This is a genomic window from Flavobacterium sp. UM26 (assembly GCF_057922445.1).
Window position 1 is genome coordinate 39,454 of the sequence record NZ_JBVHCY010000010.1, and the last position, 21,028, is coordinate 60,481.

At 35.9% G+C, this 21,028-nt stretch carries 16 protein-coding genes; 15 read left to right on the forward strand and 1 reads right to left on the reverse strand.

Annotation, left to right across the window (positions count from 1 at the left end; genetic code table 11):
• The first annotated feature begins 33 nt into the window (after positions 1 to 33).
• From ACZ1AQ_RS12115 to ACZ1AQ_RS12145, 7 genes are all read left to right on the forward strand, one after another.
• Positions 34 to 1,350, forward strand: coding sequence for a DUF3570 domain-containing protein (locus tag ACZ1AQ_RS12115; protein WP_489633151.1), 1,317 nt, complete (start codon positions 34 to 36; stop codon positions 1,348 to 1,350).
• Positions 1,351 to 1,352: 2 nt separating this feature from the next.
• On the forward strand, positions 1,353 to 2,015 hold the full coding sequence (locus ACZ1AQ_RS12120) for a response regulator transcription factor (protein WP_489633152.1): 663 nt from the start codon (positions 1,353 to 1,355) through the stop codon (positions 2,013 to 2,015).
• Between the two features lie 12 nt (positions 2,016 to 2,027).
• Positions 2,028 to 3,407, forward strand: a complete 1,380-nt coding sequence (locus tag ACZ1AQ_RS12125) for a sensor histidine kinase (protein WP_489633153.1) — start codon at positions 2,028 to 2,030, stop codon at positions 3,405 to 3,407.
• A gap of 93 nt (positions 3,408 to 3,500) precedes the next feature.
• Positions 3,501 to 3,905 (forward strand): hypothetical protein, encoded by a 405-nt coding sequence (locus tag ACZ1AQ_RS12130; protein WP_489633154.1) that lies wholly within the window; start codon positions 3,501 to 3,503, stop codon positions 3,903 to 3,905.
• 97 nt (positions 3,906 to 4,002) lie between these two features.
• Complete coding sequence (locus tag ACZ1AQ_RS12135) at positions 4,003 to 8,337, forward strand: CusA/CzcA family heavy metal efflux RND transporter (RefSeq protein WP_489633155.1); 4,335 nt, start codon at positions 4,003 to 4,005, stop codon at positions 8,335 to 8,337.
• A gap of 9 nt (positions 8,338 to 8,346) precedes the next feature.
• Positions 8,347 to 9,462 (forward strand): efflux RND transporter periplasmic adaptor subunit, encoded by a 1,116-nt coding sequence (locus tag ACZ1AQ_RS12140; protein ID WP_489633156.1) that lies wholly within the window; start codon positions 8,347 to 8,349, stop codon positions 9,460 to 9,462.
• Positions 9,463 to 9,488: 26 nt separating this feature from the next.
• Positions 9,489 to 9,968, forward strand: a complete 480-nt coding sequence (locus ACZ1AQ_RS12145; RefSeq protein ID WP_489633157.1) for a DUF2231 domain-containing protein — start codon at positions 9,489 to 9,491, stop codon at positions 9,966 to 9,968.
• Positions 9,969 to 10,046: 78 nt separating this feature from the next.
• Here the strand turns inward: ACZ1AQ_RS12145 and ACZ1AQ_RS12150 are convergent, their stop codons facing one another.
• Entirely contained in the window at positions 10,047 to 11,747 is a 1,701-nt protein-coding gene (locus ACZ1AQ_RS12150; protein ID WP_489633158.1) for a putative transporter, read from the reverse strand.
• Positions 11,748 to 12,045: 298 nt separating this feature from the next.
• On the opposite strand from ACZ1AQ_RS12150, the gene pckA reads away from it, so the two are divergent.
• The 8 genes from pckA (at position 12,046) to hisF (ending at position 21,015) form a co-directional block, all read left to right on the forward strand.
• Positions 12,046 to 13,650 (forward strand): phosphoenolpyruvate carboxykinase (ATP), encoded by a 1,605-nt coding sequence (pckA, locus tag ACZ1AQ_RS12155; RefSeq protein WP_489633159.1) that lies wholly within the window; start codon positions 12,046 to 12,048, stop codon positions 13,648 to 13,650.
• A gap of 371 nt (positions 13,651 to 14,021) precedes the next feature.
• Positions 14,022 to 14,879: an ATP phosphoribosyltransferase gene (gene hisG, locus ACZ1AQ_RS12160; RefSeq protein WP_024981796.1), complete on the forward strand. Its 858-nt coding sequence runs from the start codon at positions 14,022 to 14,024 to the stop codon at positions 14,877 to 14,879.
• Positions 14,880 to 15,005: 126 nt separating this feature from the next.
• Positions 15,006 to 16,304, forward strand: coding sequence for a histidinol dehydrogenase (hisD, locus tag ACZ1AQ_RS12165; protein WP_489633160.1), 1,299 nt, complete (start codon positions 15,006 to 15,008; stop codon positions 16,302 to 16,304).
• Positions 16,305 to 16,380: 76 nt separating this feature from the next.
• The gene (hisC, locus tag ACZ1AQ_RS12170; RefSeq protein WP_489633161.1) at positions 16,381 to 17,427 is read left to right on the forward strand and encodes a histidinol-phosphate transaminase; all 1,047 of its coding nucleotides are present in this window, start codon (positions 16,381 to 16,383) and stop codon (positions 17,425 to 17,427) included.
• A 138-nt stretch (positions 17,428 to 17,565) separates the two neighbouring features.
• Complete coding sequence (gene hisB, locus ACZ1AQ_RS12175) at positions 17,566 to 18,702, forward strand: bifunctional histidinol-phosphatase/imidazoleglycerol-phosphate dehydratase HisB (RefSeq protein WP_489633162.1); 1,137 nt, start codon at positions 17,566 to 17,568, stop codon at positions 18,700 to 18,702.
• Positions 18,703 to 18,772: 70 nt separating this feature from the next.
• Complete coding sequence (hisH, locus tag ACZ1AQ_RS12180; protein ID WP_489633163.1) at positions 18,773 to 19,354, forward strand: imidazole glycerol phosphate synthase subunit HisH; 582 nt, start codon at positions 18,773 to 18,775, stop codon at positions 19,352 to 19,354.
• Positions 19,355 to 19,464: 110 nt separating this feature from the next.
• A complete protein-coding gene (gene hisA, locus ACZ1AQ_RS12185) occupies positions 19,465 to 20,190 on the forward strand; it encodes a 1-(5-phosphoribosyl)-5-[(5-phosphoribosylamino)methylideneamino]imidazole-4-carboxamide isomerase (protein ID WP_489633164.1) in 726 nt (241 codons plus the stop codon).
• Between the two features lie 69 nt (positions 20,191 to 20,259).
• Positions 20,260 to 21,015, forward strand: a complete 756-nt coding sequence (gene hisF / locus ACZ1AQ_RS12190; RefSeq protein ID WP_489633165.1) for an imidazole glycerol phosphate synthase subunit HisF — start codon at positions 20,260 to 20,262, stop codon at positions 21,013 to 21,015.
• Positions 21,016 to 21,028: the final 13 nt, after the last annotated feature.

A 21,028-nucleotide genomic window follows, 5' to 3' on the forward strand; every position in this document is an offset into this window, starting at 1 on the left:
TGAAATAATTTATTTTTAATTGAAATTTAAATAATGAAAAAAGCCCTATCCATTCTATTATTGAGCATTGTTTTCTTTGCCAATGGACAACAAAATGACTCTACAGCAGTTGGATTCAAGAAAAGAGTTTTAGAAACTACCGAAGTCGATTTTTTGTTTAGTTATTATAAACAAGATGGGATACACTCGGCTGTTTCTGGAGGAAGTGGAACCGAAAACTTAACCGATGTTACGGCTGCTATAGTGGTTGCCATGCCCTTAAGCGATGATGAAGTACTCACAGCCGATGTTGGTATTTCCGCTTATTCTTCTGCTTCATCGAGTAATATTAATCCTTTTGATAGCAATACACCAAACCCTTGGCAATCCAGTTCAGGAGCATCGCAATCGGATCAATTGACTAGTTTAGCTTTATCGTATTCTGCAAGTTCTGATGACAGAAACACGATTTGGAATGCTCACGTATCGGGTTCGGTGGAATATGATTATTCTTCTATTGGATTTGGTGGTGGAGTAACCAAAGAATTTAATGATAAAAATACAGAAGTAAGCCTTTCTGCTAGTGCCTATTTGGATACTTGGAGACCTATTTATCCGAAAGAACTACAGGATTTTAAAAATAATGGAGATAATTTAAACGGTGGAATATTTGATTTTTTCACCATAACAGGAAATACAGCTTATAATCCGAGTCAATTTGAATTTCATAAGGATAAGAAAAGAAATTCCTATTCTGTATCGTTAAGTTTGTCGCAAGTGATTAACAAGAAATTGCAAGCATCGGTTTTCTTGGATGTGCTACAACAACAAGGTTTATTATCTACACCTTATCAAAGGGTGTATTTTAAAGATGTGTCTGCTTCCTTTATCAATAATTTTCAATTGGCCAATGATATAGAACGCTTACCAGATTCAAGATTTAAACTGCCCATAGGAGCGAGGTTGCATTATTACATCAATGAACGTTTTGTACTAAGGACTTATTATAGATTCTATACTGATAACTGGGGAGTACAGTCACATACTGCAAGTATTGAATTACCAATCAAAGTAACAGACCGTTTTACCATTTTTCCAATGTATCGTTATTATACACAAACGGCTTCAGACTATTTTGCACCAATCAATACGCATTTATCAACAGATCAATACTATACTTCTGACTATGATTTGTCTGCTTTTGATGCCAATCAATATGGATTAGGCGTCAATTATACCGATATTTTTACAAAAGCAAATATTTGGAAGTTTGGTTTGAAAAATATTGATTTTAGGTACAATCATTATGATAGAAGTGATGGTTTGAAGGCAGACATAGTATCTTTAGCCTTTAAATTTTTAATGCAGTAACTATGAAAATTCTTATTGTAGAAGATGAAGTTGGAATTGCTGATTTTCTCAAACAAGGTTTAGAAGAAGAAGGCTATTCAGTATCGGTAGCTTACGATGGTGAATCAGGTTTAGCCATGGCTTTACAGCAAAAAGTAAACGTTATTTTACTAGATTGGATGCTGCCAAAAATGCACGGAATAGACATTTGTAAAGCCATTCGTAAAGCCAATATTCAAACGCCTATTTTGTTTTTGACTGCTAGAGATACCGTACAAGAAACTATAGAAGGTTTGAAAGCTGGAGCGAATGATTACATCAAAAAACCTTTTAGTTTTGATGAATTAATTGAACGAATTAAAATTCATTTTAGAAATACTACTTCTAATGATCTATTGGTTTTAGGTAACATCAGCATTGATCCGTCCAAACATCAAGTGCTGCAGGGCGATCAAGAAGTTAATCTTACGCAACGCGAATATGAATTATTAGTATATTTAATCAAAAATAAAGGTAAGGTTTGTACTCGAAATCAAATTATTGAGGACGTTTGGGACATTCATTTTGAATACGATACCGGTGTAATTGACGTGTTTATGAACGCCATCCGAAAAAAACTCAACCTCAATAAAGAAGAAGATCTTATTAAAACCATTCGTGGCGTTGGCTATATTGCTAATGATTAATTTTTCATAAATATGTTTTCATTTTCATACAAAGACAGAATTGCCTTTAACTATATTTTGAGCACGGGGCTCTTAATTTCTGTCGTTTTCATTGTGATTTATCAAAGTATGAAATACAATGTGAACACGCATATCAATGAAGACATTCAAACTGAGGTTCAAAAGCATTTAGAAGAAATTGAAATCGATCGCAACAATACGTATTTAATTCAAGTCGATCAATGGCGTGCTAGAGAGCATAACACTGTAAATGTCAACCCTGTTTTTGTGCAATTCTTTGATAGCAATAATCAATTAATTGACAAATCTCCCAATTTGAAAGGCCTTCAACTTAAGATGTACAAAAGCGCTTTTGACAATACTTTTATTGATACTTATCTCAACAAAAAGCCCATTCGTCAGATTCAAGTTCCGCTGTACGACGAACAAAAAATTGTAGGTCATCTGTTTGTAGCCATGTCATTAGATGATGCACAAATGATTTTGAATAATTTGCGCAATACCCTTTTTGTTTCTTTTCCATTAATACTCATTTTGCTGTTTCTGATTGCTCGATTGATTGCAGGCCGAAGCATAAAACCTGTTACTACTATCACCGAAACCTCTAGTAACATCACAAAAGACAACCTAAAAGGACGCATCGTTTTACCTCAAAACAAGGATGAACTTTACACCCTTTCCAAAACAATCAATGATTTGCTGGATCGAATAGAAAATGCTGTAGAACGCGAAAAACAATTCACTTCGGATGCTTCACACGAATTAAGAACACCGCTAACAGTTTTAAAAGGTACTTTGGAAGTTTTGATACGAAAACCAAGAACACAAGCTGTGTATGAAGAAAAAATTTTATCTAGCATTAAAGAAGTCAATCGACTGAATAATTTGGTGGACCAATTATTGTTGTTGGCGCGTTTCGAAAATCAAAAACAACAATTAAAAATTGAAAAGGTGTATTTGAACGCATTGATTTTGGACACTTTGACGATGTATTCTGAGAAGATAAAATCTAAAAAAACAACCGTTATTACCCAATTTACCTCTGATTTTTATATCGAATCCGATCATTACTTAGTGGCCATCATCATTGGGAATGTTATTAGTAATGCCATCAAGTATTCTGGCGAAAACACTGTGGTCACAATTGATTTAAGCAAATCAGAAAATAAAACTTACTGTACCATTACCGACCAAGGAATTGGAATTGCTAAAGCCGATTTGGATAAAGTCTTCAACCCATTTTATCGCTCAAATGCGACGAATCATCCGCATATAAAAGGCTCTGGATTAGGACTCTCTATAGTAAAACGAATTGCAGAATTACTCCCTATGGATATCGAAATTTTTAGTGAAACTGGCAAGGGAACTAAAGTTGTCTTAAGTTTTCATTAATCTCTTTTTAAGCCGTTCTTAAGATATTTCATATATTTAGCACTTACCTTTGTACTAAAGCTTGATGCTGTAACCATTTGAAAGTAATTGGATATGTCTGTCAAAAAAATAACGACCCTATTATTTCTATTTGTTTTTGTGTATTCCAACACAGAAATAGGGCAGTTATTCAAAATTCCCAATTTGTATCAGCATTATTTAGAGCATCAAAACCACAACCAAGAACAAGCCTTTTCGTTTATCGATTTTACCATCAGTCACTACAATAATTTAAATAAACACGCCGATACCGATGGTCACGATAAGCACGAAAATTTACCATTCAAGAGCCAAACTATCAATCTCGACACGCTTGTCTTAGCTTTTGAGGAACCTCAATCTATTTTTTCTTTAAAAAATCCTATACTAGCAACTGTAAATCAATCACTTCCGATTTACAAAGAATGCTATATTTCTAACGTATGTAGTGCTATTTGGCAACCGCCTAAACTAGTTTAAAATTATCTTTATCGTTACTTATCTTTTTTGATAATGAATATTTTGCTGAATTATTGGTGTTCTAATGATTCTAACGTATAATTTTTAATTTACTAGTATGCTAAATAAAATCATAGCATTTTCTATCAACAATAAACTCATTGTATTGTTATTTACTTTGAGCGTATTTGGTTTCGGATTGTTCTCTGTATTCCAAATTTCAATCGGCGCTGTGCCTGATGTGACCAACAATCAAGTGCAAGTGATTACCACTTCACGTAATCTTTCTACTCAAGATATAGAGCAATTTATAACCTATCCTGTCGAGATAGAAATGGCCAATTTGCCAGGCGTAAAAGAAATTCGTTCTATTTCAAAATTTGGATTATCAGTCGTTACCATTGTTTTTGATGACGATTTGGGAACCTATTTGCCTCGTCAATTAATTGCCGAAAAGATAAAAGCGGCTTCCGAAAAAATCCCCGAAGGTTTTGGTACACCCGAAATGGGACCAATTACCACAGGATTGGGCGAAATTTATCAATACACTTTGGAAGTAAAACCTGAGTTTAAAAACAACTATTCCATAACCGATTTGAGAACGATTCAAGATTGGATTGTCAAACGACAATTGTCTGGAATCAATGGTGTGGTCGAAATCAATACTTGGGGTGGTTATTTAAAACAATACGAAATCAGCATTCGTCCTTCGGAATTAAAGGCGATGAATTGCAGCTTGACCGAAATTTTTACCGCTTTAGAGAAAAATAACAGCATTGCAGGTGGGGCTTATATTGAAAAAACGAATCAAAGTTATTTCATTCGTGGTGAAGGAAAAGTCAATAGTATTCAGGATATTGAAAATATTGTGGTTAAAAATACCAATGGTCTTCCTGTTTTGATTAAAAATATCGCCAAAGTACAATTTGGTCACGCCAATCGTTTTGGTGCGATTACTGGAAATGGAGAAGGAGAGAAGGTACTCGGACAAGTGATGATGCTAAAAGGAGCCAACTCTAAGCAAGTCATTAGTGATGTTAAAGATAGAGTAGCCGAAATTCAAAAATCGCTACCTGAAGGGGTCTATATCAATGGTTTTTTAGAAAGAAGTGAATTGGTTGGGAAAACTACTTTTACGGTAGCCGAGAATTTAATTTTAGGTTGTTTGATTGTAATCTTTGTGGTGGTTTTATTGCTTGGTAATTGGCGTTCTGGATTGGTCGTAGCTTCGGTGATTCCGTTGTGTTTGCTGTTTGCCATTTCGTTTATGAATATTTTCGGAATCGATGCCAATTTAATGAGTTTAGGTGCCATTGATTTTGGAATTATTATCGATGGAGCTGTAATTATAGTGGAGTTCATTGCCTTTCAAATCGCCCAAAATTCGGCACATTTGGCTGGATTAAACAAAGAAAATCGCCAAATAGAAATTGACCAAATTACCTATAAAAGTGCATCCAAAATGATGAATTCTGCCATTTTTGGTCAGTTAATCATTCTGATTGTTTTTATTCCGATTTTGTCTTTGTCAAGCATCGAAGGAAAGATGTTCAAGCCAATGGCTATGACGTTTAGCTTTGCTTTATTGGGCGCGATGATTTTCTGTTTTACTTATGTTCCTGTTGTAGCTTCGATGTTTTTAAAACCAACAAGACAAAATCCAAACTCGATTTCAGAGAAGCTCATCCGAAAATTAAATTCTTGGTATCTGCCTTCAATTACTTGGGCTTTGGATAATACCAAAAAAGTATTGTACGGAGCCGTTGCGTTATTAGTGTTTTCTGGTATTCTGTTTAGTACGATGGGAGGTGAATTTATTCCCACCTTAGACGAAGGAGATTTTGTGATTCAACCGGTATTGAAAACAGGAACTTCTTTGACTAAAACCATCGAAACCACTACTAAAATGGAGAAAATCATTTTGAAAAATTTCCCTGAAGTAGAGCAAGTCGTATCTAGAATTGGTGCTGCCGAAGTACCCACAGACCCAATGTCGATGGAAGAAAGTGATATAATTGTGAAACTTAAACCTAAGTCGGAATGGGTTTCTGCCAGTTCCAAAGATGAATTGGCCGATAAGATAAAAGAAGCATTAAACGCTCAGATTCCAAATATGGAAATCGAGTTTACGCAACCCATTGAAATGCGTTTTAATGAGTTGATTTCTGGAACGCGTTCTGATGTTGCGATTAAGATTTTCGGAACCGATTTGGATGTTTTAGCCAGAAAAGCACACGAAATTGAACGTGCCATCAAAAAAGTTCCTGGAGCTTCGGATGTTATTATAGAAAAAACCGAAGGTTTACCTCAAATGTATGTACAATACGACCGCTCCAAAATTGCGCGTTATGGTTTGAATATTGAAGACTTGAACGATGCCATCGCACTAAGTTTTGCTGGAAAAGTGGTAGGCAATGTGTTTGAAGGCGAAAAACGATTCGACATGGTGATTCGTTTGGATCAAAGCAACAGAAAAAGTATCGAGGATTTGAAAAATTTATATGTTACGGTTCCTAATGGTGCTCAAATTCCGTTGAATGAGTTGGCTACCATTGAGTATGCTGAAGGTCCAGCCAAAATATCTCGTGACAATACCAATCGACGCATTGTAGTGGGAATCAATGTTAGAAATCGAGATTTACAGAGTGTAGTGACCGATATTCAAAAGATTGTAGATACACAAATCAAATTGCCAGCAGGTTATTATGTGAAATATGGAGGGCAATTCGAAAATTTAGAAAGTGCCAAAGCCCGATTGCTTATTGCTGTTCCTATCGCTTTATTGTTGATATTTATACTGTTGCATTTTGCTTTTGGGTCAATGAAAGAAGCTTTGATGGTGTATTCGGCGATTCCTTTATCGGCAGTGGGAGGCATTTTGTTGTTGTGGATTCGCGATTTGCCTTTTAGTATTTCGGCAGGGGTTGGATTTATCGCTCTTTTTGGTATCGCTGTATTGAACGGAATCGTGTTGATTGAACACTTTAAAGAACTAAAAAATCAAGGAATGACCGATATGAATGCCTTAATTTTGAAAGGAACCACAGACCGTTTGCGTCCCGTTTTATTGACAGCCGCCGCTGCCGCTTTAGGTTTTTTACCAATGGCGATTTCCTCATCGGCTGGGGCAGAGGTGCAACGTCCTTTGGCTACCGTAGTGATTGGTGGACTTTTTACCGCTACGGTTTTGACCTTGATTGTATTACCAATTCTCTTTAAAGTCTTTGATTCAAAAGAATTTAAAAGACCTAAATTGAAAAAAGGCAAAAAGCACCTTACTGTTATTTTACTTTTGTTGGCTAGTAGTTTTGGATTTGCCCAAAACACATCAATGTCACGTGAGGCTTTAATAACCAAAGCTCTTGAAAACAACAAAGGAATCAAGGCTGCAGCATTGCAAGTCAATAAAATGCAAGAGAACATCAAGAGCAGTTTCACCTTCGAAAAAACAAATGTGTATTATTCTTATGACCAAAATAATTTGGCCTTGAACAATCTACCGCTGAAAGTTTTTGGGGTGCAGCAACGCTTTTTGTTTCCTACCGTTTATGGCGTACAAAAGAAAGCGAATACCTCAGAATTTGAGAAAGAGAAGGCTAATTTTGAGCTTCAAAAGAATAAACTTTCGTTACAAGTTGCCAAAACCTATGAACAAATCGTGTATTGGCAACATCAGGAACGCTTATATTCTTATTTGGATAGTTTGTACCAAAATTTCTCTAAAGCCAGCGATCGTCGTTTCGAATTGGGCGAAACCAATTATCTAGAAAAAATTACGGCTCAATCGAAATACAGACAAATCAAAACGAAGCTCACGCAAATCAATTTTGCGAAAAAAGCACAATATGAATCTTTACAAGCTTTGGTGCAATCTGATGAAAAAATAAGCATTCTAGAGAAAGAATTATTGCCAATTAGTACTTTGGACACTACTTCAAATAAAGCGTTACATACTGCTTATTTAGAAAGTATTAGTAATACTTATAAAAAACAAATCACTTTGCAAAAACAGCATTGGTTACCCGATTTGAATTTGGAATATTTTCAAGGAAGAAATAATGGTTTGTCGCAATCTTTGTATGGATTTCAAGTGGGTATTGCGGTTCCTATTTTGTTTTCAGGTAATGTTTCCAAAACCAAAGTAGCCCAACTAGAATCGCAAAGTTGGGAAGAGCAAAAGCTTAATCAAGAACAAAAAATGACGCGATTTATTCGTCAGCAGCAAAATGAAATTGCCAAGTACCAAGAAAGTATCAATTATTACAACGCCACTGGGAAAAAATTATCTGAGGAAATCATTAAAGTAGCGAATAGCAGCTATAAAAATGGAGAAATTGACTTTTTTCAATACATTCAAAGTTTAGAAAATGCAGTATCTATAAAAATAGAATATGTAGAAGCTGTACTGCAATTCAACAACAATCAATTAGAGTTACACTATCTTAATTATTAGTTTATCAATATGAAAAAACAACTGTATATATTAGTTTTTACACTGCTTTTTATAAGCTGCAAAAAAGAAGAAACTGCCCCAAAAATAACTGAAGACGATGGCTTGGTAAGAGTAACTCAGGCTCAATTTCAATCCGCAGGAATGGTCATTGGTAGTCCTGTAATGAAAGATTTTGACGAAACGATAAAAGTGTCAGGCAAGATTGATGTTCCGCCTCAAAATAGAGCAAAAGTCACCACTTTTATAGGTGGTTATGTCAAAAGTACACAACTTTTGGTGGGAGACAGAGTTCGTAAAGGACAAGCTTTGTTGACTCTTGAAAATACAGCATTTATTGATATTCAAAAAGAATATTTAGAAGTTGCCGAGCAGTTAAAGTATCTCAAATCGGAATTTGTTCGACAAAAGACTTTGTATGATGAAAAAATCACCTCTCAAAAGAACTATTTCAAGGCGGAAAGCGAGTACAAAAGAGCTTTGGCAACCTATCAGAGTTTGAAACAAAAACTGATTTTGATGCACATTAGTCCTATTCAGGTAGAAAAAGGTAAATTCACATCGACAATAACCATTTATGCTCCTATTACTGGGGATATTGTGATTATGAATGCTAATGTGGGTATGCTAATGGCACCCGAAGATGTGATTCTAGAGATTGTAGATACAGATCACTTGCACTTAGAATTGTCTGTGTTTGAAAAAGACATTTTAAAAGTGAGTAAAGGGCAAAAAATCAAATTTACTGTACCCGAAGCGACTAAGGAAGTGTTTAATGGAGAAGTGCATTTGGTTGGGAAATCCATAGAAGGCAATGATAGAACCATCAATGTTCACGGACATTTAGAAGACGAAACCAAGCAAAAGTTACTTACAGGCATGTTTGTAGAAGCGGCCATTATTTTTGATACTAAAAAAGGCCTAGCAGTGCCTACTGAAGCTATTATGAAAGAAAACAACAAGCATTATGTTTTTGTTTTGGTTACTAATAAAAATGAATATGCCTTCAAGAAATTAGCTGTATCTTTAGGAGAACAAAATGAGGATTTTAGTGAAATAATCCCAAATACATCCATCAACCCTTCAACTAAAATTTTAACCAAAGGCGTTTATGATGTAGCAGAATAAAAAAAATTAACTTAAAAGTAAAACTTATGAATGAAGCACATTTGCACCTAGTGGTGAACCATTTTCCTATCATCGGGACGATTCTAGGATTAGGAATTTTAGTGGTTGGGTTGTTGTTAAAAAACAATTCGGTCAAGAATACAGCGTTTTTTCTGTTCATTATTGCGGCTATTTTTGCTGCAGTGAGTATGGCAACCGGAGAAGGAGCAGAGGAATTGGTAGAAGATATGCCAACTATTGGTCACGACATTATTCACGAACACGAAGAAATGGCAGAAAAACTAGCCATCGCACTTTATGTTTTGGCGGCTACTTCTTTAGTTGGCTTGTATTTGAATTACAAAAAATCTGCAAAATCAGTTCTGGTGACTTATCTAGCAGTTATTATTGCTGCGGTAGCCATATTTTTGGGACAACAAACTGGAACTACAGGTGGAGAGATTCGTCATACAGAGATACGATCAGTAGCTATTCCTACTGATGTTCACATGGAAGACAAAGATTAATTTTAGACTTACCTAACCAAAAAAGGATGTCATTATTTTGACATCCTTTTTTATTGAAATTGAAACTAACAAAAGTAATTAACTCGCAAAGAGTAATATTAATAACTGAGCGACCAGTATTCGACTAATAGTCACTAAAGGATAAACGGTAGCATAGGATTGGTTAGGAATGTCAGAATCTAAGTATTTGTTACTAAAAGCTAGAGCAGCCGGATCGGTGTATGAACCACTCATTATTCCAACCATTTGATAAAAATTGAGCTTGAAAACAAAACGACTGATGAGTACTAAAAGTGTCAATGGAATAAAAGTGATAAAACAGCCGTAATAGATCCACATCCAGCCATTATTGGCTACAAAATTTTCATAAAAACCGTGTCCCGCTTTGATTCCGACTGCAGCAAAGAACATACAAATTCCAAGATCTTTCATAAAGTGAATGGCTCCGTTGTTGATATATGAATGAATCACTCCAACACCACCATATCTACTGATAAACAAGGCCGCTAAAAGAGGACCAGCTGCTAAACCTAATTTTAAAGGAACGGGTAATGAAGGAATGACAATTGGTATAGAACCAATGATTAATCCAAAAATTAAACCGCCAAATAAAGATAGAAAATCGGGTTCTAATAATATTTTTTTAGAATTTCCAATGATTTTTTCGGCTTCTTGAATAGCCTCTTTGTTACCAACAACCATCAAAGTATCTCCATAAAACAATTCCAAAGAAGGCTGTGCCAAAATTTCTAATCCAGAACGAATAACGCGAGTAACTTTTACATCAAATTGATTATATAAATCCAACTCTGCCAATGTTTTATGAATAGCTGTTTTGTGAGTCACACTAAGAATTTTTGTAGTCACATCTTCTTCTGATTCAATGAACAAATCTGTTGAGATTTTACCCACAATATCAATAAAATGGTTGATGTCTTTTTGTTTGGCTACGACCATTAAAACATCTTTAGCTTTTATAACAGAATCCAATGAAGGAGAATAAACGACTTTAGTACCACTTTGCTTTTGTCTAGAAATAATAACATTATCAATATGAAACTCTTTGAATACTTGTTTGAAAGTCTTACCAATAACTTCTGGTTTAGTAACTCTACATTTTTGACGAACAATAGCATTCTCGTGATCTTTATTCTTCTTTTTGAGTAAGATTACTTCTTTCTCTAGATCAATTTTTAAGGCATTTTTCGCTACTATAATAAGAAGAATAATCCCAAAAACTCCAATCGGGTAGGTGATAGCATAAGCAATCGCTGGATCAGAAAAATGATCAGCTGGAAGATTCAATTGCTTTTGAATTTCAATCAAAGTAGATTTAGCCGCACCTAATCCAGGAGTATTGGTAACAGAACCCGACATTAAACCTACAGCATTTTCTACTTTTACATTGGCTAAAATATGAATGAGATACGCAATAATTCCTCCAAGAAAAACCGTTCCAACACCTAAAGCATTAAATACTAAGCCCTCTTTTTTGAAGGAAGAAAAGAAAGTAGGACCAACTTGTATCCCAATTCCATAGACAAAGAGAATCAATCCAAACTCTCTCACAAACTGAATCAAATCTGCTTGCATACTGTAACCGAAGTGTCCTAAAAAAAGACCAACGAACATCACAGCAGATACGCCAAGAGAAACTTTACCTATTTTCAGTTTTCCTGCAAAGAAACCTATACTTATTGCCAAAAATAAAACTATTAATGACTGTGCCATCTCCGGCTCATCGGTCGGGGTGAACAATATTCTAAACCATTCAAACATAATGTCAAATTTTATTATTAAAAGTAGTGTAAATGAATCAATTTTGTAGATGAATTTTTATGATAAAAATCAGTTAATGGGCTTATTTTTAAAATAAATACCTAAATTTGTTAAGAAAACGTTTTCGTTGTAAAGTATTAATAATCAGTATGTAAAACTGCAATCGTTTTCGTAAATATTTCTTCTATTTATGATATTTATCAGTTTTTTCCATCCATAATCGACGTAAATTTGAATATCAAAAAACAAGAGATTTATAAAAAAAATAAGGTTAAAAAAATAATAAAATTTAAATACAATGAAAAACATTAAAATCATTCAGGAACTACACAATTTAGGGATTACTGGTTATCATGAAGTAGTATATAATCCATCTTATGAAGAATTGTATCAAGCAGAGGTTTCTTTGAAAAGAAAAGGATACGAGAAAGGAGCCAATACTTCAACTGGAGCTGTAGCAGTTAAAACCGGTATTTTTACAGGACGTTCACCTAAAGATAGATATATTGTTAAAGATGATGTAACTAAAGATACCATTTACTGGGATGACAAAGTAAACTTTCCAACTTCAAAAGTAATTTGGGACGAATGTAAAGAATTAGTATTGACTCAATTGTCTACTTCTCCAAAATTATATGTAGTAGATGCATTCTGCGGAACGAACCCTGACACCCGTTTAAAAGTACGTTTCGTGATGGAAGTAGCTTGGCAAGCACACTTTGTAACCAATATGTTCATCAGACCTTCTATTTACGAATTAGAAAACTTTGGAGAACCAGATTTCATCGTAATGAATGGTTCAAAAGCAACTAATCCAAACTGGAAAGAGCAAGGATTAAACTCTGAGAACTTCGTAATGTTCAATTTAACAGAAAAAATCCAAATTATCGGTGGAACTTGGTACGGTGGTGAGATGAAAAAAGGAATGTTCGCGATGATGAACTACTACTTACCATTAAAAGGAATGGCTTCTATGCACTGTTCTGCAAACGTAGGTGAAGATGGAGATGTAGCAGTATTCTTTGGACTTTCTGGAACTGGAAAAACAACCTTATCTGCTGACCCAAAACGTTACTTGATTGGTGATGACGAACACGGATGGGACGACAATGGAGTATTTAACTATGAAGGAGGTTGTTATGCAAAAGTTATCGACTTAAGCGAAAACAACGAACCAGACATTTGGAGAGCTATCAAACGTGATGCCTTGTTAGAAAACGTAATTGTAGATGAGTACGGAGATATTGATTACTACGATCATAGTATCACTGAGAACTCAAGAGTTTCTTACCCAATCTATCATATCAACAAGATTGTATTGCCTTCAAAAGCAGGACACGCTAAGAAAATCATTTACTTGTCTGCTGATGCCTTTGGTGTATTGCCTCCAGTTTCAATCTTAGATGAAGATCAAGCACAATATCACTTCTTGTGTGGTTACACTTCTAAATTAGCAGGTACTGAAAGAGGAATTACCGCACCAGAACCCTCTTTCTCTCCAGCCTTTGGTGAAGCCTTCTTAACCTTGCACCCAACAATGTATTCTAAAACTTTGATTGGTAAAATGAAAGAACACGGAGCAAAAGCGTACTTAGTAAACACAGGATGGAATGGTACAGGAAAAAGAATTTCTTTGAAAAACACTAGAGCAATCATTGATTCTATCATTAGTGGAGATATTGATAAAGCAGAGACAGCAAAAATTCCATTCTTGAATTTAACTATCCCAACAGCTTTACCAAACGTAAGCGAAGGAATCTTAGATCCTAGAGATACTTACAAAGACAAAGCAGAATGGGAAGCTAAAGCAAAAGACTTGTCTTCTAAATACATTAAAAACTTCGAGCAATATACTAATACCGAAGAAGGAAAACGTTTAGTAGCTGCTGGACCACAACTGTAATAGCTGTAATAATTCTATAATAATAATTAAGTTGGTTTTTTTTTGAAACACTCGTTACCACTTGCTCTTGGCTTGTCGTAGCGGGTGTTTCGTTTTAAAAATATAGAGTGATTTAACAATTAAGCAATACAATGTTGTAAAATAATTAGTTTTGTAAAAAAATATTTCTGTATATTTGCATCGTTCAAAAAACAAAAGCAATGTTCGCAACTCAATTACATCATCATCATTTACATTATTGCTCTCAAGCGATGTGTTAATGGTATGTTTGTAATTCATCATATTTTAAAACCCGTTTGAGTACATCAACGGGTTTTTTTATACCTTCTTAGTTGTACTCAAATTTTATCAATCTAAACAAAAAACTAAAAATGAGTACACTAAAAATTGCTATCCAAAAGTCAGGAAGATTAAACGAAGATAGCATCCAAATCCTTAAAGATGCTGGAATTTCAATTGACAATGGCATTGATCAATTAAAAGCAGAAGCCTCCAATTTTCCTCTTGAAGTATTGTATTTGAGAAATTCTGATATTCCTCAATATCTTATTGATGGCGTAGTTGATATTGCTATCGTAGGTGATAATTTGTTAGTCGAAAAAGGAAAAAATATTGAAGTAATTCAAAAATTAGGTTTTTCTAAATGCAAAGTTTCTGTAGCCGTTCCTAAATCCTTTAATTATACTTCAGTTAAAGATTTGGAAGGCATGAGAATCGCAACTTCTTACCCAAATACCGTGATTAATTTTTTCAACTCCAAAGGTGTTACAGTTGATATTCACCAAATTTCAGGGTCGGTAGAAATCGCTCCAAATATAGGTTTAGCCGACGCTATTGTTGATATTGTTTCTAGTGGTAGTACCTTGTTCAAAAACAATTTGAAAGAAGTAGAAGTGATTTTCAAAAGTGAAGCGGTTTTAGCCGTTTCACCTAAAGTGAGTAAGGAATCTCAGAAGATCATCGATACTTTGAAATTCAGAATCGAATCGGTGTTGAGAGCCAGAAGATCCAAGTACATCTTGATGAATATTCCCAATGACAAAATTGATGCTGTGGGCAAAATTCTTCCTGTATTGAGAAGTTTAACCGTATTGCCATTGGCCCAAGAGGGATGGAGTAGTGTACACTCGGTTATTGATAAAGATACGTTTTGGGAAGTCATCGATCAATTAAAAGAAGTTGGCGCTGAAGGAATTTTGGTTTGCCCAATTGAGAAAATGGTGCTTTAAGCCCCCTAACCCCCGAAGGGGGAATTTCCGATTAGATTTAAAAAAATTAAGACAGAAAAGTACATTATAATCTTAGCGAACTTTGCGAACAATCTTTGCGGACTTTGCGGTTAAAAAAAAAGGATAATGAACAAAATATACAATCCAAAACCAGAATCGTGGTCAACCCTCTTAGAAAGACCCACCAAAACAGTAGATGATATAGAAGCTACTGTAAAAGAAATTTTTAAAGAAGTACAAAAAAAAGGTGACGAAGCCATTACCAAATACACTTCTCTTTTTGACGGAGTTGCAGTAGCGAAACTTGAAGTTACTCTAGAAGAAATTAATGAAGCGATTGCGTCAATTCCGCAAGAATTAAAAGAAGCTATTCTATTGGCAAAATCTAATATCGAAAAATTCCATGCTGCTCAAAAAACGACTCGTGTAAGCGTGGAAACTACTCTAGGTGTTGCTTGTTGGCAAGAAAAACGCCCGATTCAAAAGATTGGGTTGTACATTCCAGGTGGAACAGCTCCTTTGTTTTCGACCGTTTTAATGTTGGCAGTTCCAGCGAATATTGCGGGTTGCAAGGAAATTGTGTTGTGTTCACCTCCAGATAAAAAAGGAAAAATCAATCCAGCCATTTTGTATGCCGCTCAATTGTGTGGGGTAACCAAAATTTTGAAGGTAGGTGGTATTCAAGCCATTGCTGGATTGACTTTTGGTACAGCTGCAATTCCGAAAGTGTATAAAATTTTCGGACCAGGAAATCAATTTGTAACGGTAGCCAAACAATTAGCGACTCAGTTTGGGGTGGCTATCGATATGCCTGCGGGGCCATCAGAATTGTTAATTGTTGCTGATGAAACAGCTGTTCCGGCTTTTGTAGCTTCGGATTTGTTGTCTCAAGCGGAACACGGTACCGACAGTCAAGTGATTTTAGTCTCGACTTCAAAAGACTTAATTGACGCGGTTGAAACTGAAATCCAAACCCAATTGGAAGTGTTACCAAGAAAAGCCATTGCGACAAAAGCCATTGAAAACTCTAAATTGATTTATGTTGAAAATGACCAAATCGCTTTGGACTTGATTGACGAATACGGGCCTGAACATTTCATTATTTGCGCTAAAAACGAAGATTTTTATGTAAATAACATTGGTAATGCGGGTTCGGTTTTTATTGGGAATTACACGCCAGAAAGCGCGGGAGATTATGCTTCTGGAACCAACCATACTTTGCCAACCAATGGTTATGCTAAAAATTATAGTGGTGTCAATTTGGATAGTTTCTTAAAATCGATGACGTTTCAAAAAATTACAGTTGAGGGCATTCAAAACATAGGTCCTGCTATTGAACTAATGGCTGAGGCTGAAGGATTGCAAGCCCATAAAAATGCGGTGACGCTTCGACTACAGTCCTGCGAGGTTTCTAAAACCTCGTAGGTCTATATTTTAGATTGTTATTTGTTAACTAATACCTACAAGGTTTTTGAAACCTTGCAGGAATAAAAAACATATTATGAATACTTTTGATATAAATAATTTAGTTCGTGAGAATGTAAAACAAATGAAACCTTATTCATCCGCACGTGATGAATTTGAAGATTTTGACACCGCTCAAATGATTTTCTTGGATGCGAATGAAAATCCGTTTGAAAATGGCGTAAATCGTTATCCAGACCCGCAGCAACAATCGGTAAAATCTATTTTAGGGCAAAATAAAGGGTTGCAAAAGAAACAAATTCTACTTGGAAACGGTAGCGACGAGGTGTTGGATTTATTGTTTAGAGGGTTTTGTGAGCCTAAAATCGATAACATTATCACATTGCCGCCAACCTACGGAATGTACAGTGTTTTGGCCAATTTGAATGATGTTGCCAACAAAGAAGTGTTGTTGACCAATGAATTCCAACCCAATGTAGAAGCCATTTTGGAGGCGGTTGACGCCAATACGAAAATCATCTTTTTGTGTTCACCAAATAACCCAACGGGTAACTCATTTTCGGACGAAAGTGTGGTGTATTTATTGAATAATTTCAAGGGATTAGTGGTTATTGATGAAGCCTATATCGACTTCTCTACCAAAGCGAGTTGGGTGAACGAATTGGACGCTTATCCTAATTTGGTAATTACACAAACCTTGTCTAAAGCCTACGGGTTGGCAGGTATCCGACTCGGAATTTGCTATGCTTCAGAAGCTATTATTGGAGTGTTGAATAAAATTAAACCGCCTTACAATGTCAATGAATTAACGCAGCAAAGAGCGATTGAACGTTTGCAACAACCAGCTAAAATTGAATTAGAAATTAATTCTATTATTGCGCAAAGAGAACTTTTACTTAAAGCATTACTTAAAGTAAATTTTGTTGAAGTTGTTTATCCCACAGAAGCGAATTTTGTATTAATTAAAGTGGATGATGCAAACAAAAGATACGATGAGTTAATTGCCAAAGGCATCGTGATTCGTAACCGAACTACACAACCACTTTGCGACAATTGTTTGCGATTGACGATTGGGACAGAAACAGAAAATAAGAAATTGATAGAAGCTTTATTAGCCATTTAGTAGTAGAGAACCGTAAATTGCGTGAGGGATGTAGTGGAGCTCTTTTTGTAACGGAGGAACGGAGTTCCAAAAAAGCGGGAACGGAAGCCCGACCCACCTTTTTCTGGTGGGGCACGCCCAAATAAAAAAATAAATAAGATGAAAAAAGTACTTTTTATAGACCGTGATGGAACGCTAGTTTTAGAACCAGAAGGGTATCAGTTGGACAGTTTGAGTAAATTAGAATTTTACCCGAAGGCGTTTCAATATATGGCAAAAATCGCCAAGGAATTGGACTATGAATTAACGATGGTTACCAATCAAGATGGTTTGGGAACCGCTAGTTTTCCTGAAGAAACATTTTGGCCTACGCAAAATTTTATTTTGAGAGCTTTTGAAAACGAAGGCGTTTTGTTTGATGATATTTTTGTGGACCGCTCGTTTCCTGAAGACAATGCCCCAACGCGTAAGCCTAGAACGGGAATGTTGACCAAGTACATAGACAATCCAAATTATGATTTAGCGAATTCTTTTGTGTTGGGCGACCGCTTGACTGATGTAGAATTGGCCAAAAATCTTGGAGCCAAAGCCATTTTCTTGAAGCAAGAAGAAGGGTTGGGAGCCGCAGAATTGTCTAGTAAAAAAGAGGAATTGGAGGCCGTAATTGCTTTGCAAACTACCGATTGGAAAGCGATTTATGAGTTTTTGAAATTAGAAGCTCGTTCGGCTAGTATTACTAGAAAAACGAACGAAACCGATATTAGCATTCAGTTGAACTTGGATGGGACAGGAAAAAGTAAAATCGACACGGGAATTGCCTTTTTTGACCATATGTTGGACCAAATTTCACGTCACGGACAAATGGATTTGGAAATTTCGGTAAAAGGCGATTTGGAAGTAGACGAACACCACACTATCGAAGATACGGCCATTGCTTTGGGAGAAGTTTTTGCCAAAGCTTTAGGCAATAAATTAGGCATAGAACGCTATGGCTTTTGTTTGCCAATGGACGATTGCCTATCACAAGTGGCGATTGATTTTGGCGGAAGAAATTGGTTGGTTTGGGAAGCTGAATTCAAGCGTGAAATGGTAGGGAAAATACCAACTGAGATGTTTTATCACTTCTTCAAATCCTTCTCAGACGGGGCAAAAGCGAACATCAACATCAAAGCGGAAGGCACCAATGAACACCACAAAATCGAAGCGATTTTTAAGGCTTTCGCCAAAGCTATAAAAGTAGCCGTGAAACGCGATACGGATAAAATGATTTTACCAAGTACAAAGGGAATGCTCTAAAATAAATGGGAAGTTAGAAGTGGGAAATTAGAAACTTCTGACATCTAACTTCTGACATCTACTTAAAATAATGAAAATAGTTATCATAAATTACGGTGCAGGAAACATTCAAAGCATTATGTTTGCCATAGAACGATTGGGATACAAAGCGGTTTTGAGTAACAATCCTGAGGAGATAAAAGCGGCAGATAAAGTCATTTTTCCTGGCGTGGGCGAAGCGAGTTATGCCATGAAAATGCTACAAGAAAGCGGACTAGATACCTTGATTCCAACCTTGAAACAGCCTGTTTTAGGGATTTGTTTAGGGATGCAGTTGATGTGCCAATCTTCTGAAGAAGGGAATACAAAAGGTTTGGGGATTTTTGATGTAGATGTAATCAAATTTTCTTCCAAAGTAAAAGTGCCTCAGATGGGTTGGAATACCATTTACAATCTAAAATCGGATTTGTTCAAAGGTATTGCCGAGAATGAATACATGTATTTAGTGCATAGTTTTTATGCGCCACTTTGCAAGGAAACCATTGCAACTACAGACTATGAATTGGAGTATTCCTCTGCCTTAGAGAAAGACAATTTTTTCGGAACGCAATTTCATCCTGAAAAAAGTGGAGATGTTGGAGAGCAAATTTTAAACAATTTTCTGGCCCTCTAACCCGCAGCGGCGGGAACTCTCGAATGATTATATAATTTAAAAAATGAGTTAACAATAAATCCTATTTACCCCTAATAGGAATTCCCGCCGCGGCGGGCTAGGGGGCTACTATGAGAATAATACCCGCAATAGATATCATCGAAGGAAAATGTGTGCGTTTGTCCAAAGGTGACTACGATACCAAGATTATTTACAATGAAAATCCACTGGAAGTCGCTAAATCGTTCGAGGCACACGGAATTGAGTATTTGCATTTAGTAGATTTGGATGGTGCCAAGTCGAGCCAAATTGTCAATTATAAAATCTTGGAACAAATAGCTACTAAAACGAAATTGAAAATTGATTTTGGTGGTGGTTTGAAATCCGATGCCGACTTAAAAATTGCTTTCGAAAGTGGTGCCAACCAAATTACAGGAGGAAGTATAGCCGTAAAAAATCGTGCTATTTTTGAGAAATGGATTGCTGAATATGGTTCGGATAAAATCATTTTAGGAGCAGATGCCAACAATGAAAAAGTAGCTGTTTCTGGCTGGTTGGAGGATTCGAATGAGGATTTGATTCCGTTTATCCAAGACTATCAAAATAAAGGTATTCAGTACGTGATTTGCACCGATATCGCCAAAGATGGAATGTTAGAAGGACCGAGTTTTGATTTGTACCAAAAAATATTGGAACAAGCACAAGGCATAAAATTGATTGCCTCTGGAGGAATTTCTACTTTTGATGAATTGCCTAAATTAGCCGAACTTGGTTGTGAAGGAACCATAATCGGTAAAGCGATTTATGAAGGAAGAATCACGCTGAAACAATTAGAAAATTTTATTTTAAGTTCATAGTTGATAGTTAATGGTTTGTAGTTTAAAAAATAAACCATTAACCAAAAACAACAAACAATAAACAACGATATGCTTACGAAAAGAATAATACCTTGCTTAGATATTAAAAACGGACGAACCGTAAAAGGGGTGAATTTTGTCGATTTACGCGATGCGGGTGACCCAGTAGAATTGGCCAAAATCTATTCCGATGAAGGAGCAGATGAATTGGTGTTTTTGGACATTTCGGCTACCGAGGAAAGACGAAGCACTTTGATTGACTTGGTGCGAAAAGTGGCGGCTACCATCAATATTCCATTTACCGTAGGGGGCGGTATTTCGACCGTTGAAGATGTGGAAGTATTGCTGCAAAATGGTGCTGATAAAGTATCAATCAATTCTTCGGCAGTCAAAAATCCGCAATTAATTAATGATTTGGCACAGAAATTTGGCAGTCAATGTGTCGTAGTAGCTATCGATGCCAAACAAATAGAAGGCGAATGGATGGTGCATTTGGTAGGAGGGAAGGTGCCAACGGAAATCCGATTGTTTGACTGGGCGAAAGAAGTGGAACAACGCGGTGCAGGCGAAATATTGTTCACATCAATGAATCACGATGGTACCAAAAATGGTTTTGCCAACGTAGCTTTAGCGCAACTATCACAATTGGTTAATATTCCGATAATTGCTTCAGGTGGGGCTGGAAATATTCAGCATTTTGTGGATACCTTTATTGACGGAAAAGCCGATGCAGCTTTGGCAGCTAGTGTCTTTCATTTCAAAGAAATAGAGATTAAAACGCTAAAAAAAGAACTTAAAAATAATACTATAGAAGTCAGAATTTAAGTCTTTCTACTTA